The organism is Cupriavidus malaysiensis (genome assembly GCF_001854325.1).
GTDB classification, from domain to species: domain Bacteria; phylum Pseudomonadota; class Gammaproteobacteria; order Burkholderiales; family Burkholderiaceae; genus Cupriavidus; species Cupriavidus malaysiensis.
In genome coordinates this window covers 400,130-415,858 of the sequence record NZ_CP017754.1, presented here as the reverse complement: position 1 = coordinate 415,858, position 15,729 = coordinate 400,130, and the positions used below count along the sequence as shown (strand labels likewise).

Genomic DNA, 15,729 nt, shown 5'->3' with positions numbered 1-15,729 from the left:
CGTCCATCGCATTCGCCCAGAATTCGGAATCGTCGGAAACTGATCGCGCTTGTTCCTGAATGCGCTGAAGCGGGGGGCCTTGGTCTTTTCCACGGCCACAAGCACAACGAGAATGAACGCCGTCCTGCCACGCAGGACGCCCGTTCTCTTCTGGCTCGTAATGGCTGCTCGGCAGCTTGCTTCGATGACTCTCGCTTGGCGCCTGCCCTTCTTCCGCTTCCGTTCATTCGCCAGTGCCGCCCTGGCCTGCCCGACAATCACCCTCGCTTCCGCCGCCCCCGCCTGCCCACCTTCCACCCCAACGGTGACCTTCGCCGACCTCTGGCAGGGCTACGTCACCGGCAACCCGTATCGCGATCCCGCCAGCGGCGGGGTGCCGCCCGGCTTCGGCAACCAGTGCGCGATCCGCTTGAGCGTGACCTTGCACAAGCTGGGCGTGGAGATGCGGTCGTTCACGCCGGCCAACGTCACGGTGAAGCCGGGCAATGTGTTCGGGCGCATCCTGCTCGATGGCAAGTTCACCGCGGTGCGTGCCGACCAGATGGGCTCGTGGCTGGCCAGGCGGCCGTTCTGCGGCTTGCCGGCGCGGCCGGAGGACATCACCGGCAGGGACTGGCAGGCGCGCATCCGGGGCCGGACGGGGATCGTTGCCTTCGATGGCTATTGGGCGCGGACCGGGGAGTCGGCGGCGCGGGCGAGCGGGGGCCATATCGATCTGTGGAACGGCTCGCGGCTGACGAACCACGGCATGGCGAGTTCCTTGCTGAACGGGCTGCGTTTCGCGCTGGGCATCCAGGATCCGTGGATTCCGCTGTACTCCGACCTGCGCCGGGCGAAGACCATTCTCTTTTTCGAGATCCGATGATGAAGCGGGCTTTCCTTCGCGTGCTCCTGCGGGCTTTGCTGCGGGCGTTCCTTTTCCTGGTCGGGCTATTGCTCGGCCTTGTCTTCGACATGGTGGTCGGCGTTGTCGAGCGCCTGGCGGGCACCGATGTGTGCCGGGAGTCGTGTCCGCCCTGGTTGACCAGCGCCTCGCTGGCCGTGTACGTGGCCATGCCGCTCGGTTGGGGGGTGCTTCTGGCCATTGCGGGCAGCAAGCCTCGGGCGGGAAGGGTCCTGCTGGCTTGGGCCTGCGCGTCCTTGCTGCTGATGCTGGCGCTGACATGGTTGCTGTATCTGGCCCAGCATCCGGTGAGGTAGGGCCTGCCGCGGCGGCATTCGGTCATCCGGCCCGGCTCCGGTGAAGCGGGCCGGCGAGACCCGCCGGATGGAAGGCGACTGCTGCGGCGACGGCATCGGCAATCCAAGGAATGACGTCCCTCACAAATGTCTGCCAACCGAAAGCCCGATGCCGGAAGGCTGTGACGCCGGCGCCCCTCCGCACCGCAGCGGCTGCCGCTCCCCCTGCCGCGCGCGTTCCCCGCTCGGACCAGCACGGGCCCCACCGTCGCTAAACTTTCGCCCCCCACTGCCGTTAGGCACCCGGACTCCCGCCCTCCCCGCCCTCGCTGCCAGATGCTGCCCTCCTTCGCCCTAGCGCCTCCTGAAGCACATGCCTCGGATTCCGCCAGCGACAACCCCGCCCCTTCCGTCACCGAGTGGCTGCTGCATGACGACCAGGTGATGCGCGAGTGCTTCCGCCACGCGGCGGAGATCATCAAGGTGGCGACCGGCGCGTCGCTGGCGCTGGTGACGCTGATCGACCGCAACCACCAGCACTACCGCGGCGAGGCGGGCCTGGCGGTGCGGCCCATCCCGCGCCACAACTCCTTGTGCGAGTACGCGATCCGTTCGGGCGGGGTCTTCGTGGTGGAGGACACGATGCTGCGGCCCGAGGTGCAGGAGTGCATGCTGGTGCAGGAGGCGCCGCATGCGCGTTTCTATGCGGCGGTGCCGATCCGCCTGCCGGACGGTGAGGTGGTGGGCGCGCTGGCCGCGCTCGATCCGCAGCCGCGCCGGCTGGAGCCGCGCCAGGTGGACGCGCTGCGCCACCTGGGCGCGATGATCGAGAACGACCTGAAGCTGCGCACCGCGGCCGCCGTCGATCCGCTCACGCAGCTCTTCAACCGCCGCCAGACGCTGGAGCGCATCCACCGCCAGTGGCAGGACACGCGCGCAGGCGAGGGGCTGGGCGCGGTGATGATCGACGTGGACTGGTTCAAGCAGTACAACGACGCCTACGGCCACCCGGCCGGCGACGCCTGCCTGCGGCAGGTGTCGGCGCTGCTGCGCGAAGAGGCCGAGAAGCACCAGATGGTGGCCGGCCGCGTCGGCGGCGAAGAGTTCGCGCTGCTGGTGGGCGCGGCGCAGCGGCCGGCGCTGGGCGCGGTGCTGGAGAGCGTGCGCGCCGGTGTGGAGCGCTTCGCCATCGCGCATCGGGGCTCGCCGTATGGGCGGGTGACGCTGAGCATCGGCGGCTCGCACACCTTGCGCAACGGGCCGTGCGATCGGGGGTATCGCGAGGCCTTCGTGGTGGCGGACCGGGCGTTGTACCGGGCCAAGGAGGCGGGGCGGAACCGGGTGTGGATCGAGTAGTTGTCGCCCAGGCCCACCCGGTCCAACGGCTCCGGCCACGGCTGCCGCCTGCTGCCGCCAACTACCGCTAACGGCCGGGCTAGCTGGCGCCTGCTTCGACGCGGCGGGCCGAAGGCCATGCAGCCCGGCGGCACGGCAAAACTCTCCACGGCCGCTGGTGAACCACCGTCACAGGCTCAGGGCAGCTTCGTCCAGGACCAGACCAGCCATTTGTAGTACGAGACCTCGGCGGTCTCCTTCGTGTAGCTCATGCGCATGTCGCCTTGGCGGGCGAAGATGTCGAGCCTGGGACCGGTGCCCTGGTCCAGCCAGAGCGATCCGTCGTGGAACGTCCACTTGCCGCACCAGACGCAGCGCGCGGCAGCCCCATCGCCGGGCTGGTGGAAATTGAAGCTGCCGTCCGGCTTGATTTCCAGGTAGTCGAAGGCGCGGTAGAAGGCCAGCGTGGTCTGCTGCCAGGCCGCGGCGCCGTTCTTCTGCTCCGGCGTTTCCGGGCTCTTGAGATCCGGCGGCCGGCGCAGGCCTGCGCCGGTGAGTTCCCATCGGCCGATGAAGTCCTGCGCGGTGGGGACATATTCCGCCTCTGCCGCTGCCGCTGCCGCTGCCATTGCCCCTGCCCCTGCCCCTGCCGTTCCCTGGGCGGCAGGCGGCGCGGCGAGCGCCTGGGCGGAGAGTGCTGTGATGCCGGCAGCGAGGCAGAGTGAAGCGAGGAAGGAGGTCGATTTCATGGGGGTGAGCATGGTGGCATGTCTACAGGGGTAAGCGTTTGGCGTGACAGGGTGCCTTGCCGAGCTCCAGTGCGGCCGCCCCGGTCCGGCACCCTGGCGCGCGCCCCAGGTGCTGCCGCAACAGCCCGCACAGGCGCGGCAGGACGTGGCCATCGGCGTCGGCACGCTTGGGAATCACGAAGCAATAGCTCGGCTGGATGAACAGCAGCAGCAGCCGCTCGTCCTGGTACCAGCGCACGATGTCCGCCCATTGCAGCCGCATCCGGCCGCAGGCGGAGGCCAGGGCCACGCCATCGTCGTCGACGCGCATCGTGGCCGCCATGCCCAGCGTTGGAGAGCGGCGATAGCAGCGGCGTGACAGCGGCGTGGCCACGGCGTAGCGCAATACCCATGGCGATACCGCGTAGGCCAGCGCGCCGGCCATCCACACCAGTTCGCCGCGCGACCAAGCTACGCCGGCAAAGACCGCGCCGGCGATGGGGTAGATGACCAGCGCAAGCAGGCGGACCCACGCCTGGGGCCAGGCCAGCACGCGCCGCACGGCAACAAAGTCGTCTTCCGAAACACGGTAGTGCAGTTCAGCGGGCTCGGGCATGGATTGGCGGGCTGGGATTAGCGGGCTGGGATTAGCGGGCTGGGAATGGCGGGCTTGGAATGCCAGACAGAGCATGGCGGGCAGCGAGTCCGGTGCGCCTGTCGGCGTACCGATGGCATCGACGCCGTGCCTGCTGCACCGTCTGCAGGCGCGCGATCCAGCCCGGCATCTTGCGGCCAACGGCGGATCGTGCGGAACCGAAGAATCCCAACTGGGAGCACCACATTTCCCATCGTCAGCAGCGGCGGTGCGGGAGGCTGCACGTGACGGGCCCGCGAGCGCGGCCAAGCGTGGAGGCTGGAAGGCTGTCAGGCCGAGCAGACAGCAGGCATGGCAGGACGATCCTGACGATAGCGCTGGCGCCATATCCGCGCCATATCGGCACCAGGAACGCCCTGGGCGAGCGGGTAGGGATCGAGCCCGCTCAGTCGGCCGGCCGCTGCAGGACCTGATCCAATGCGAGCGACGCCGGCAGCATCAGCCGCTTTGTCTTCAGGCAGAACGGCAGCACCCACATCCGCATGCCCGGCGTGCGAGGGAAGTCGAACACGGGCAGTGCCTGGGCGAAGGCGTCCGTGCGCGGATAGATCAGGGCCAGGTCGCCCTGGCCGTCCAGGTAGTGGTGGCCGTAGGCATAGAGCTGGTAGAAATCGGCCTGGCTGAGCTGGTACTTGTCGCGCGCCGTGTTCTGGCTCGCGTCCAGCAGCTTCCATTTGGTGTCCAGCACCACGCGGGTATTGCGGCCGGCGCGGATCAGCAGGTCCGGCTTCAGGCGGAACCATTGCGCCTGCCGGTGGGAAACAAGATGGTGCTGGCTGGCCTGGGCCGTCAGCACGTGGCCATCGCGCAACTGGCTGGCGAGGTGCTTGCGCACGTAGGCTTCGAAGAGTTGCTCCATGGGGAACAGCAGCGATGGCGCCTGCTGCGCACCGGCGCTGGTGACCGGGCCGAAGCCCTGCAGGATCAGCCTGGCCCAGTCGAGCGCCGCTTCGTAGTGCGCCATGCCGCGATCCAGGCGGATCGCGCGCAGGTCGCCGGAAATCGACGACGACGGCGGTACGTCGGCGAAGACGAAGCACAGTTCGCGGGCCAGCCGCTGGTTCTCCTGGGCGCGCGAGATGGCGATGGCGGCGCGCAGGGCGGCGTGCAGCAGGCGGTTCTCCGGGCGATTGGGCGAGTACTCGTCGTGCGCGGTGAAGAAGCGGTCGCGGCGGGCCAGGTTCTGCGTCAGGTGCGGCGCCATCAGCAGCTTGCCGCGCAGGGCCGCCAGGTTGTCCTGGTGCGTGACGTAGTCATTGCGCACACCACGCTTCACCACGCTCTGCACGCTCGCCAGGAAGGAGCGGATGAAGACGTCCAGCAGCGGCATGCGCACTGTGGACAGATCGGCCTGCGCCGTCTGCAGGTGGCGGAAGCCGCCCAGGCACTTGAGCATGTCGATCAGCCGCGCCCTCGCTTCGTCCGCCGAGGTGTGCCTGCCGATCTTGGGCAGCACCTCGATCTGGAAGCCGCAGGGGGCCTGGACCACGCCGGCGTAGTGGCGCACCTGCACGGCCCTGCGGCCATCGACGCGCGCCGGCCGCAGCCAGGCGGGGCGATCGTCGCCTTCGTGGAAGCACTGGCTTTCCAGCCAGGCGAACACGCGTTCCGGCACGGCGTGGCGGGTGGCGCCGTGCGCCTCGCTCACCACGCAGTCGAACTCGTGCAGTGTCAGCGCGTTCATTCTTCCATCTCGGAGCGACGCGCCGCTTCGCGATAGATTCCGACATATGCCTCCGGATCGGAGAAGGCAGAGATGTTGAGCTCATAGCGCGGTCGAACGGAGTATTGATCCAGGTTATGCCCCGAACCGAACAACGCAGTCAGGTCATCTGACTTCTGGAGCGCCCGAATAAACTGCTTCTCCTCGCTCGTCTTCTGGTTGTCGCCAAGGACCAGGCGGATCTTCTGCCAGTCTTCGAAGAAGTATTCCTCCAGCAGCGGCAGTATCTTGCGGCGGAAGATGGCGGCCAGCTGTTGGAAGGCGTCCGCTCCCTCGGGCAGCGTCTTCAGCGGCATCAGGTAGGCGTGGCCGATGGTGTGGTCGCGGTCGTACAGCGCTTCGATGCGCTGGTTGATCTTGGCCAGCATCGCTTCCAGGTCGATGTCGATGCCATGGCGCGAGACCCTGATGCCCGTCAGCAACGACGGATCCGGCATGTACTCGATGAACTCGAAGCGCCGACGCAGCGCGGTGTCCACCAGCGCCAGCGAGCGGTCCGCGGTGTTCATCGAGCCGATGAGATCGACGTTCGGTGGAATGGTGAAGGATTGCTGCGAATAGGGCAGCGTCACCTTCGCCTCGTAGGGTGCGCCTTCGCGCTTGTCCGCCTCGATCAGGGTGATCAGTTCGCCGAAGATCTTGCTGATGTTGCCGCGGTTGATCTCGTCGATGACCATGGCGTAGCGCTGGCCCGGGTCCTGGCGGGCCTGGTCGCAGAGATTCCAGAAGATCCCGCGGCGGATCTCGTACTGCACGTCGCCTTTGGCTTCGGTCGCTTGGGTCGCTTCGGTCGCTTCGATCGCTTCGGCCTTCTCCTCTCCATTCGCCCCTGCGGCAATGCGAGCCGCATCGTCGGCCAGCACCGGGCGCAGGCCTTCGACGAACTCCTCATAGCCATAGGACTGGTGAAAGGTGACGAAGGCGTGCCGGGCGCCGGACTCTCCGGTGTAGTGTGTCTTGATCCATTCCTGCAGCGCGCGCGTCTTTCCGGTGCCGGGCGGGCCGTAGAAGATCGTGTTACTCGCGCGCTCCAACGCCCCCACGTCCGGCTCGTCCGGCTCGTCCGGCTCGTCGGCTGCCTCGCCCGCATCGCCGTTCGCCAGGTAATCCACCGGCCAGTGTCCGGGCCGGTCCGGACGATTGCCCAGCCGCTCCTGCCAGCCGCCGTCGCCGTCGATGACCGCCTCGATCCGCTGCAGCAGATCGTCCGAGATCATGGCGGTCTCCGCTTCGCCGCCGGGCGACGTCAGCACCTGACGGACGCGGATGCCTTCATGCTGCAGATAGAACGATCCGACCGGCGTTCCTTTTCCCGCTCCGAGCTCCTTGCGGCCGAAGCGCAGCTGGCTGTTCGTTGCGCGCGTGTACCACCAGTCCAGCCCGGCTTCGTGCAGGGCGCTTGCCATGCGCAGGAACAGCGCGGTGGTCTGCGCGCTCCATTTCGGCTGCCGCGCCTCGAAATCCTGGTGGCCGCGGAACTTGGCCAGCAGGCTCCGATCGTCCTGGCCGTTGGCGAATCCCAGTCGCTCCACCAGTTGATCGTAAGTCGGGGTGAAGGACTGGATCGCCTGCACGGCCCAGTCCACCAGGCCATCCAGTCCCATCTGCACACCCTGCTCCGTCGGCATGACCTTGACGATCCCCGATGCCGTGAACTCACCGCGCATCTCCTCGTACCGGCCACGCAGCGAGGGATCGCTCACCGCCTTGTTGACGACGTCGATCTTGACGACAAAGCCGTGCCCGGCCTCCATCCCCACGGTGTACGCCAGTCCGGCAGGTGCGTCCTTCGTCGGGTAGATGCGCGCCCAGTTATAGGAAAGGAAGCGCTCGGTCCATTGGTGGGTCGGACGCTGCACCACACGCGTCTTGCCCTGCGGAAACAGCCTCTTCTGCACCCGTTCCGCCCACTGCTTGGTCAGCCCGTAAGCCGCCTTCAGCCTCTCGTAGACGTGCTCATGCTGTGCGTCGTTCTTGTCTCGGACCTCCCCTTTCCAGGAGTTGAGCAAGTGGAAATGTTCAATATCAAAGGCCTGGTCAGTCATCGCTTGCTTTGCCCGTCTGGTGTTCGTCTGGTGTTCGTCTGGTGTTGATCTGATGCTCGTCTCGTGTCCTCTTCCCGTCCGCCGCCTCGGCAAACTCATCGCTCGCCGGCAGACTTCCCGCTTCAGGAGTCACATGGAGAGTGCCTCTCGCCTGACCTCCCCCACCGCCTCCCCGAACCCCCGCAACCACCACTCCAACTGCGCCGTCTCCACCACCGTCGCAGAAATCTCAAAACCATCCCCCACCTCCCGCACCTGCTGATCGCTCGACAACGGCGACTCCAGCAGATGCAGGCCGGCCTCCTTGGCGATGCGGAACATGAGCCGGATCCGCTTGCCATCGCCGAAGCCGAAATGCCCGTCGGCGTCGTATCGCTGCAGATCGAAATCGCGCGGACGCTCAAATGTGTGCACGGATGCCTCGGCCGACAGGATGCGGTGCAGCGCCAGGATGCGTTCGTTGTCATAGCCTTCGTAGCGGCACACCAGGTAGAGGCGCACGCCTTGCTGCGCGAGGCCGAGCGGCATCACGCTGGCGGTCTTGCGCTTGCCGGCGGCGTTCTTGTAGTCGAGCGCCAGCCAGCGGTTGGCGTAGAGGGCGTTGCTCACCGTTTCGAACACGCCGGGCCGGATCTTGGGCGGCAGCAGGGGCTGGGTGGTGCTGACCACGCGCACCTTGTTGAGCCATTCGCGCTCGCGCCGGTTGCCCCTGCCCGTCACATTGCCCGTGGCGTTGCCGCCGTGGGGTGAAAGGTTGGCGCGGGCCTGCTGGAAGAAGCCGTCCATGGACTGCATCAGGCTGCTGGGCAGCAGGTGGCGCAGGTGCTGTTCGGCCAGCATCAGCATCAGCGATTCCTGTTCGCTGAGCACCGGCAGCGAGAGGCCGCTGGCGCGCTCTTTCCAGCGGTAGCCGAAGGGCTTGCTGCGGTCGTCGCGTTCGATGTCGAACTGTTCGCTGAGCTTTTCCAGCTGGCGCTGGATGGTGCGCAGTTCGCGTTCGATGCCGGCGTGCTTGAGCTGTTCGTGCAGCTCGACGGCGGAGATCTTGCGGTGGCGCGGGATGCGGCGCAGCAGTTCCACGGCCAGCAGGGTGGTCTCCAGCGTATCCGGTCGCTTGGGCATGTGGCGGTGCGTGGGAGCTTGCCCGCCATCCGCGCGAAGGCGGATGGCGTGTCGTTGTTGGGGTCGGGTTCCCGTGGCACGGGACCCGTGTTTCGATGATGCCATGTGCGATCGCGCCGCGGCTACCGGAACCCGATCGCCGCCTTGCCGCCGTCCTTGAGCGCGCATTCGCCCTCCAGCGCCGCGACGAAATCGGCGGCCGAGGCCAGCGCGTTGAAGCGGTGCCGCCGCGCCACCGCGGCGTAGTCGCCGGGCGTCAGCGTGGCCAGGCGCGCCAGCTGCGACACGCGGGGCAGCAGCGCGGCTTCCGGCGCCGGCAGCGCGAGCTGCTCTGCATATCGGCACAGCAGCGTCCAGGCTTGATCGGATTTCAGGGGGTGGAATGCCACCTTGAGGTCGAAGCGGCGCAGCGCGGCGGGATCGAGGCCGTCCATCAGGTTGGTGGAGGCGACGAAGACGCCGGGAAAGGCTTCCATCTGCGTGAGCATTTCGTTGACCAGGCTGACTTCCCAACTGCGCTGCGCGCCGCGGCGGTCCTGCAGGAAGCTGTCGACTTCGTCGATCAGCAGCAGCGCGCCGTCTTCGGCCGCGCGGCGGAAGGCGTGGGCGAGGTTCTGCTCGCTTTCGCCGACGTAGGGCGAGACCAGGTCGGAGACGCGCTTGACGTGCAGCGGCACCGCGAGCCGCTCGGCCAGCCAGCGCCCGAAGGCGGTCTTGCCGGTGCCCGGCGGGCCAACCAGGCACAGGCGGCCGGCGCGGGAGCGCTGCAGGCCGGCGGCCAGGGCGTCGAGATCGGCGTCGGCGTGGACCAGGGTGGGATCGTAGAGCTCGGGCAGGCGCTCGGCGCCCGGCCGGGCGAGGTCCGGGTGGCCTTGCGCGCGCAGGGTGTTGCCGATCAGCAGTGCCATCGCGCTGGCGGTGCCGTCCGGGCCGAGCTCCTGGCGGATGGCCTGCACCACCGCGGCGGCGCGCGTGACGACGGCAGGCGCCAGCACTTCGGACTCGGCCATGCGGGCCACGGCGCGGGCGTCCAGCAGGCCGGCGCAGGCGCCCTCGATGATACGGGTACGCTGCCGGCGCGGCGGCACCGGCAGTTCCATCACCATGTCGAAGCGGCGCAGGAAGGCGCCATCCAGGCCGCGCGCCGAGTTGGACAGCCACAGCGTGGGCACCGGGTTGGCTTCCAGCGTGCGGTTGATCCATGCCTTGCGCGTCTGCGCGGTGCTCTTGCGCCCGCCCAGGCCGAACAGGCCGTCGCCATCCTGGAACACGTCTTCGACTTCGTCGAACAGGATCAGCGCGCGGCGCTGGCCGAGGAAGCTCTGCCCGGCGCGGTAGGCGCGCAGGCGGCGCTCGCCGCTGATGGGATCGCCGTCGTCGTCTTCGCTGGCCACCTCGAACAGCTCGGTGCCGATCTCCCGCGCCAGCACCTTGGCCAGCTCGCTCTTGCCGGTGCCGGGCGGGCCGTAGAGGAAGACGTTGACGCCCGGGCGGCCTGCCGCCATGGCCTGGCGCAGATAGGGCAGCAGCACCGCGAGCGAGCTGCGCACGTGTTCGTAGTCGTCAAGCCGCAGCGTGGCCGGCGCCGCCACCGCGACGGTGTCGCGCAGCAGGCCGATGGGGTCGGCATCGGTGGAGACGATGTGGTCGGCGAAGCTGTCCGAGAGCAGTTCGAGCTTGCCGTTCAGGGTGTAGCGGCAGCTGCGGTCGATCGACACCAGGCCGGAGCGGGCCAGCACGCCGTGCGGGCCGAGCGCGGCGCGCACCGCGGGCTCGGGCTCGTCGAGCAGCACGGCGAGGGTGTCGAAGACCTTGGCGGCCGACAGGGAACCGAGCCAGTCGGCGGTGTCGTCGAGCAGGCGCTCGTTCTTGAGCAGGACCACGAAGGCCAGGATGCGGCAGTCCAGCGCCGACAAGCCGACCACTTCGGCCAGGCGGGCGATGTTGCGCGCCAGGAAGGCGGGCATGTCGCGATCGCCGCCGGCGCCAGCATCACCGGCGTTGCGCTCGGCCTCCTGGTGCAGCTTGCGCAGCCGGCGGCGCACCGCCTCCGCGTCGAACTCCAGGTCTTCCGGGTCGACAAAGGCACCGAGGCCGATCGCGTGGGCCAGCGCATCGTTGCCGAAGCCCGAGCGCTGGATGAACTCCCGATGCGCGCCGAGCGGCACCAGCAGGCGCAGCAGCCAGAGCCGCACGGCGGGCGAGACGTCCTGGGGATCGCGGTGGGAGCGGCTTCGGTGGTGGCGCAGCATGGGGCGGTTCTCCGTGGGCATGGCAGGCCATTGTCCACGGGGGTGCGACAGGATGTGTCGCTGGGCGGAGCGCGCAGTTGCGCACCGAACTCGCCACCGTTGCTGCTCCGCCCCCCAAAGAGCCGGCGCGGGCAGGTCGCGGCAATCGCGAGCGTGCTGCCGGTACCGCGAACCTGCCTGCCCGCCCGCCGCTCAGAACCTCGCCGCCGCGAAACCGTCCGCGATGGCCGCCCAGCGAACCCGGTCGCGCTCCAGCGCCGACGCCTCGGCCTCCGCTGTCTTCAGGTCGGCCTCCACCGGCTGCGCCTGCTGCGCGAAGATGCCGTCGATGGCTTCGTACAGGCTGGCTTGCAGGCCGGCGAAGATGTCGGCCGAGATCTGGTCGAGGCACTGGCTGCGCTGGATGGCGCGCGCGCGGGCGCGCTCGTTCTCGCGCCGCTCCTCCATTTCGGCCAGCCCCATCTGGCCGAGTGCGACCACCACACTGATGGCCGGGCCGGCACGGCCTGCCCATTTGTCGAACGTCTTCTCCCAGCGACCCTTGAGGCCGGGGATCTTCAGCTGGCGCCCCCACATCAGCAGTTGCTTGATATGGCCGCTGTCGACGTTCTTGAGCTGCTCCAGCGCGGGGCCGACCAGGCGCCCCCAGGACTTCTCGTCGAGCGACTGGAACTGGGTGGCGTCCAGCACGTTGTCGCCCAGCGCCGCATCGATGCGCGCCTTGTGCTGCGAGGCGAGTTCAAGCTCCAGCCATTTCCGCATGGTCTCGGCCAGCTCCCCGACCAGTGTCGATGCCTTTGCCGTGAGCTCGGCCTCCGAACCCGCTTCATCGAGCGCGACGCCGAGCGCGGCGCGGCTCTGCTGGAGCTCTCGCCGCAGCCGGCTGGTGGCGGCCAGCCGCAGCACGTTGTGGTCGCGCCGCAGGTGCGCTAGTTGCGCGGCGAGCAACTCGGCCTTGCCATCCGCGCCGCCCGCGCGACCGTTGCCGAGCGCCGCCCGCACCGGATCGAGCAGCTCGCGCGTGATCAGCGCGTGCGTGCCCGCCAACCGCTTGTGCTCGTCCTCGTACTCACCCAGCCATTGCGCGAAGCGGTCGATGAACATGTCGTAGCGCGCGTGCTCGAGCAGCAGCGGCTTGCCATCGACACGGCCACGCTCGGCCGAACGGAGGTTCATCATCAGCACCGGCACGGCGGCCAGCATTGCCTCCGGAATGCCGCGCGCCGCACCGGCGCGCGCCAGCGTTGCGGCGAAGCGCTCGATCAGCGCGGCAATGTCCGCTTCGCCCCGGTAGTTCAGCAGCACGAAGAGCGGATGCCCGCTTTCGATGATGTCGAGCAGGCGCTCGACGATGTCCTGCGCATCCTGGTCTTCCTGGCGCAGCACGAAGAGCACCAGGTGGGCCTGCTCGCGCATTTCGTCCAGCGTGACGGTCTCATGCTCGATCGGTGCATTGATTCCCGGCGTGTCGAGCAGGACATGGCCGTTCCACGGATAGGGCTGCACCGCGGCCGTGGTCGGCACGTCGTCCACCTTGGCAACGATGGCGCCGCTCAGCGCATTGATGAGCGTGCTCTTGCCGGCGTTGTAGGCGCCGAACAGCATGACGTGGATGGTCTTCTCGGCGACGGCCGCGCGTAGGCGGGCGATCACGGCCGGCGCGCCCTCCAGATGGCGTGCCGCGAGTGGTTCGGCGTCGTTCAGCAGCACCTGGTAGATTTCAAACGGACTCATGGCGGATAGCCTCCTTGATGACGGCGAGATTGCTGCGGCTGGCGTCGACGATGGCCGCCAGTCCGCGGGCCTCCGCTGCGACGAAGCCGATGGCCTTGCGGCATTCGCCGACGCAGGTGGCGACGGCATCGGGCAGCACGCGGCGCAGTTCCTGCTCCAGGCTGGCGTAGAGCCGGTCGTAGCTGATGCCGACCGGGATGGTCTTGCGATGGGTTTCCAGCAGGCGATCGCCGCCCTTGTCGCCCAGCCAGCCTGCCACGGCACCGCCGATCACGCCACCGAGCGGTCCGCCCGCAAGAGTCCCCAGCACCGTGCCGATCAGTCCCGCGCCGGTGGCCACGGCGGCCTTCTTGACGCCGCCGCTGCGCACCATCACTTCGATGGTCTCTTCATCGTATTGCGCGCCGTCGGCATTCAGGTCGAGGGCGATCTCGCGCAGCTGCTCGGCATAGTCGGCCAGTTCCTTCCGCACATGGTGCTCGACCGCGTCGCGCCCGCGCGCCGACAGCGCACGATAGAGCGCATCGATGTCGCGGCTCTCCTTGTGCGCTTCCAGCAGCTCGGACAGGCCGCCCAGCACTTCCGCCACCACGGCCGACGCGATGCGCGGCGTGCGCTCGGCCAGCAGGGCGGTCGCCTGGTGCGCGGAATCTTCGAGCCTGGCCAGTTGCGGCAGGATGTCGCGCTCCAGCGGCGCCAGCACATCCGCTTCGAGATGGTTGAGGACGAGCGTGGCCGCCTTGGTGCGCTTGTAGCCGCTCGCGGGGGCGACGATCTCGAGCAAGGCCCGGAACAGCGTATCGATGCCGGCCGCCGCGCGCCCGGCGGCGGTATCGTCCAGACGCGCCATCTGCACCGACAGCGACACCGGCTCGCGCACCAGCGCGGGGTCCAGCTGCGCCGCCTCCAGGCACTGGCGCGCCCGCTTCAACACATCTGCCTGCTGGCTGTGGCGGTTGTCGGCAGTCTTGTTGATGCAACGCATGACGATCTGTCCGTCGACCTCGTCCTCGTCGTCGATATCGCTCTTGGTGATCACCGGCAGCAGGGGCTTGCCTTGCGCCAGCTGGCGCTTCAGTTCCGCCAGCTCCTGCACCTGGCCTGGCGACGTGGAGCTGGTCAGCCACAGCACGCCATCGGCACTGTCGATGAAGCGCTGTGTCAGATCGCCGTTCTCCGCGGTGATCGAATGCAGGCCCGGCGAATCGAGCAGCACCAGTTGCTCGCCGACGCGGACGCCCTGGATGGTCGCCGTGGTCTCCGTGGCGCCGACGCTGAAGGGCTGATCGAGTGCCTCCAGCGCGCCATCGCGCACCACGAAGGCCTCGACCGGCATGCCCAGCGCACGGAACCTGTCGACCAGGTAATTGCAGAACGAACTCTTGCCGGCGTTGACCTTGCCGAATACCAGCAGCACCGCGCGGTCGCCGAAGGTCTCGGCCAGCTGACGCATGGGGGCGCGCCGGGCGAGATCCTCTTCCCAGCGGGCCATGCTGTCGCGCAGCAGGGTGCGCACGTGCTCGGCCTGGCTGGCCAGCGCGCTGCCTGGCTTCAGGCCTTTCGGCGGCGGTGCAAGTTCCAGCGCGGTCCGCAGCGTGCTGCGCCAGTGCTCCAGCCGCGCCACCTGCGGCGCCACGTCCCGGGCGATCACGTCGAAGCTGGCGAGCGCATCGAGAAAAGCGCGTTCCGGCGTGCGGGCCTTTTCCAACGCGCTCATCGGACGTCCCCGTTCAGCAGGCGTTGCAGTGCCAGCTCGGCGGCATCGAACGTGTCGAGTTCCTGGGAGGCGGCTTCGACGCGGGCCGCCAGCTCCCGCATCGGCGGTGTGCGAGCGAAGTGGTCGGTGAACGGATTCTCCTCGCTGGCGGCGTTGTGTGTCACGAAGCGCTCGACCAAGCGCTGGATGGCAGCGTCGCCGGGATCCAGCCCGTGGCGTGCCAGCAGGCTGTTCAACTGCACGGTGGCATTGCGGCGCACCAGTGCGCGCTGCGCGGCTCGGCGCTCGCCGTCTTCGTCGCGCTGGGAACCTCCGGACGACGAGTGCGACGTGTCGTCATCGCTGGAGAAGTGCTTGACGGCGGCGGTGACGGCCGCGATGGCTGCCGCGGCAGCCAGAAAGGGCAGCATGATTCAGTTTCCCTTGAGTTCCCGTCGAAGCCTGGTGCGCATATCGACGTAGTCGTGCTTGAACGCCGCCAGGCGCGAAGCCATGTCCTTGCGCAGGCGCCCGCGCGCAGCCTCGCATGCCGCCCGCTTTTGCCGCACAGCTTCGAGCAGCAGCTCACCCAGCGCGCGGCGCGAGCGCTCGCGCCGCTCCGTTACCTCGTCGGCGCATTCGCGCAGGAAGGCCAGCAGCTCCGGCACGCCGCTGCGGCCCGCCAGCAAGGGCTTGTTCTCGCGGGTCCCGCGCGTATAGCGCGATGCGGACACGGGAAACACGGGCAGGTCGCCGGTCTGCTGGCGCAAGGCGCCGAGGATCGCTGCCATGTCGGCCTCGTCGACCTGCGCCATGCGGGTGAGCACCACGACAGTCTGCCGGGACGAGCACTCGTCGTCCGCGCACAGGGCCTCCAGGCACGCCTGCTCCTCGGCATCCAGCTCGCCCTCGCCGGCGGCATGGATGAACAGGCGGATATCCGCCTCTCGCGCATTGCCTTCGCGCGCGAGCGCGTCGTCACCACCGGCCACGTCGGCGCCGAGCCCCGGCGTATCGAGCCAGCGGATGCCCTGGCTCTCGTGAGCCTGCACGCGCACGGTCTCGCGCACGTCGGACACCTTGAAGACCTCGTTGCCGATCAAGGCATTCAGCAGCGTGCTTTTGCCGTGGTTGTACTTGCCCAGCACGGCGACCGTCGGCAGCCGGCCGCTGCTTGACAGCAGTTGCAGGCGCGCGATGTCGTCGCGCCGCTCGGGCAATGCGGTGGTGATTGCCGATATGTCCATTGCATTCCTCTTC

The 15,729-nt window shown here is 68.5% G+C and carries 13 protein-coding genes; 3 read left to right on the top strand and 10 right to left on the bottom strand.

Going from position 1 to position 15,729, the window contains the following annotated elements:
* Positions 1–112: 112 nt before the first annotated feature.
* From BKK80_RS01700 to BKK80_RS01690, 3 genes are all read left to right on the top strand, one after another.
* A complete protein-coding gene (locus BKK80_RS01700; protein WP_236903710.1) occupies positions 113–865 on the top strand; it encodes a type VI secretion system amidase effector protein Tae4 in 753 nt (250 codons plus the stop codon).
* Entirely contained in the window at positions 862–1,200 is a 339-nt protein-coding gene (locus tag BKK80_RS01695) for a hypothetical protein (RefSeq protein ID WP_071010594.1), read from the top strand. The genes BKK80_RS01700 and BKK80_RS01695 overlap by 4 nt, the downstream gene beginning before the upstream one ends.
* A 315-nt stretch (positions 1,201–1,515) precedes the next feature.
* Positions 1,516–2,535, top strand: a complete 1,020-nt coding sequence (locus BKK80_RS01690; protein ID WP_083383886.1) for a sensor domain-containing diguanylate cyclase — start codon at positions 1,516–1,518, stop codon at positions 2,533–2,535.
* A gap of 176 nt (positions 2,536–2,711) precedes the next feature.
* On the opposite strand, the gene BKK80_RS01685 is transcribed toward BKK80_RS01690, so the two are convergent.
* The 10 genes from BKK80_RS01685 to BKK80_RS01640 all read right to left on the bottom strand — a co-directional run bounded on the left by BKK80_RS01685 (position 2,712) and on the right by BKK80_RS01640 (position 15,716).
* The gene (locus tag BKK80_RS01685) at positions 2,712–3,275 is read right to left on the bottom strand and encodes a hypothetical protein (protein WP_162287342.1); all 564 of its coding nucleotides are present in this window, start codon (positions 3,273–3,275) and stop codon (positions 2,712–2,714) included.
* A gap of 10 nt (positions 3,276–3,285) precedes the next feature.
* The gene (locus BKK80_RS36175) at positions 3,286–3,858 is read right to left on the bottom strand and encodes a YcxB family protein (RefSeq protein WP_071068503.1); all 573 of its coding nucleotides are present in this window, start codon (positions 3,856–3,858) and stop codon (positions 3,286–3,288) included.
* A 424-nt stretch (positions 3,859–4,282) separates the two neighbouring features.
* Positions 4,283–5,581 carry an McrC family protein gene (locus tag BKK80_RS01675; RefSeq protein WP_071068502.1) on the bottom strand — a complete coding sequence of 433 codons (1,299 nt, stop codon included), beginning with the start codon at positions 5,579–5,581 and terminating at the stop codon, positions 4,283–4,285.
* Complete coding sequence (locus tag BKK80_RS01670; protein ID WP_071068501.1) at positions 5,578–7,665, bottom strand: McrB family protein; 2,088 nt, start codon at positions 7,663–7,665, stop codon at positions 5,578–5,580. Before BKK80_RS01670 ends, BKK80_RS01675 begins: the two co-directional genes overlap by 4 nt.
* A 129-nt stretch (positions 7,666–7,794) precedes the next feature.
* Positions 7,795–8,787, bottom strand: coding sequence for a helix-turn-helix transcriptional regulator (locus BKK80_RS01665; protein WP_071010588.1), 993 nt, complete (start codon positions 8,785–8,787; stop codon positions 7,795–7,797).
* Between the two features lie 122 nt (positions 8,788–8,909).
* Positions 8,910–11,039 carry an ATP-binding protein gene (locus tag BKK80_RS01660; RefSeq protein ID WP_084545452.1) on the bottom strand — a complete coding sequence of 710 codons (2,130 nt, stop codon included), beginning with the start codon at positions 11,037–11,039 and terminating at the stop codon, positions 8,910–8,912.
* Between the two features lie 192 nt (positions 11,040–11,231).
* A complete protein-coding gene (locus BKK80_RS01655; protein ID WP_071068499.1) occupies positions 11,232–12,773 on the bottom strand; it encodes a GTPase domain-containing protein in 1,542 nt (513 codons plus the stop codon).
* Complete coding sequence (locus BKK80_RS01650) at positions 12,760–14,490, bottom strand: dynamin family protein (protein WP_071068498.1); 1,731 nt, start codon at positions 14,488–14,490, stop codon at positions 12,760–12,762. The genes BKK80_RS01655 and BKK80_RS01650 overlap by 14 nt, the downstream gene beginning before the upstream one ends.
* Positions 14,487–14,900: a hypothetical protein gene (locus BKK80_RS01645; RefSeq protein WP_071068497.1), complete on the bottom strand. Its 414-nt coding sequence runs from the start codon at positions 14,898–14,900 to the stop codon at positions 14,487–14,489. Before BKK80_RS01645 ends, BKK80_RS01650 begins: the two co-directional genes overlap by 4 nt.
* A gap of 3 nt (positions 14,901–14,903) precedes the next feature.
* Positions 14,904–15,716 carry a GTPase gene (locus BKK80_RS01640; RefSeq protein WP_071068496.1) on the bottom strand — a complete coding sequence of 271 codons (813 nt, stop codon included), beginning with the start codon at positions 15,714–15,716 and terminating at the stop codon, positions 14,904–14,906.
* Between the last annotated feature and the right edge of the window lie 13 nt (positions 15,717–15,729).

Coding starts and splice junctions, on each gene's coding strand:
- BKK80_RS01665 (WP_071010588.1), bottom strand. CDS start 8,787: ATGCCCAAGCGACCGGATACGCTGGAGACCACCCTGCTGGCCGTGGAA.
- BKK80_RS01640 (WP_071068496.1), bottom strand. CDS start 15,716: ATGGACATATCGGCAATCACCACCGCATTGCCCGAGCGGCGCGACGAC.
- BKK80_RS01670 (WP_071068501.1), bottom strand. CDS start 7,665: ATGACTGACCAGGCCTTTGATATTGAACATTTCCACTTGCTCAACTCC.
- BKK80_RS01690 (WP_083383886.1), top strand. CDS start 1,516: ATGCTGCCCTCCTTCGCCCTAGCGCCTCCTGAAGCACATGCCTCGGAT.
- BKK80_RS01650 (WP_071068498.1), bottom strand. CDS start 14,490: ATGAGCGCGTTGGAAAAGGCCCGCACGCCGGAACGCGCTTTTCTCGAT.
- BKK80_RS01695 (WP_071010594.1), top strand. CDS start 862: ATGATGAAGCGGGCTTTCCTTCGCGTGCTCCTGCGGGCTTTGCTGCGG.
- BKK80_RS01645 (WP_071068497.1), bottom strand. CDS start 14,900: ATGCTGCCCTTTCTGGCTGCCGCGGCAGCCATCGCGGCCGTCACCGCC.
- BKK80_RS36175 (WP_071068503.1), bottom strand. CDS start 3,858: ATGCCCGAGCCCGCTGAACTGCACTACCGTGTTTCGGAAGACGACTTT.
- BKK80_RS01655 (WP_071068499.1), bottom strand. CDS start 12,773: ATGAGTCCGTTTGAAATCTACCAGGTGCTGCTGAACGACGCCGAACCA.
- BKK80_RS01700 (WP_236903710.1), top strand. CDS start 113: ATGAACGCCGTCCTGCCACGCAGGACGCCCGTTCTCTTCTGGCTCGTA.
- BKK80_RS01685 (WP_162287342.1), bottom strand. CDS start 3,275: ATGCTCACCCCCATGAAATCGACCTCCTTCCTCGCTTCACTCTGCCTC.
- BKK80_RS01660 (WP_084545452.1), bottom strand. CDS start 11,039: ATGCTGCGCCACCACCGAAGCCGCTCCCACCGCGATCCCCAGGACGTC.
- BKK80_RS01675 (WP_071068502.1), bottom strand. CDS start 5,581: ATGAACGCGCTGACACTGCACGAGTTCGACTGCGTGGTGAGCGAGGCG.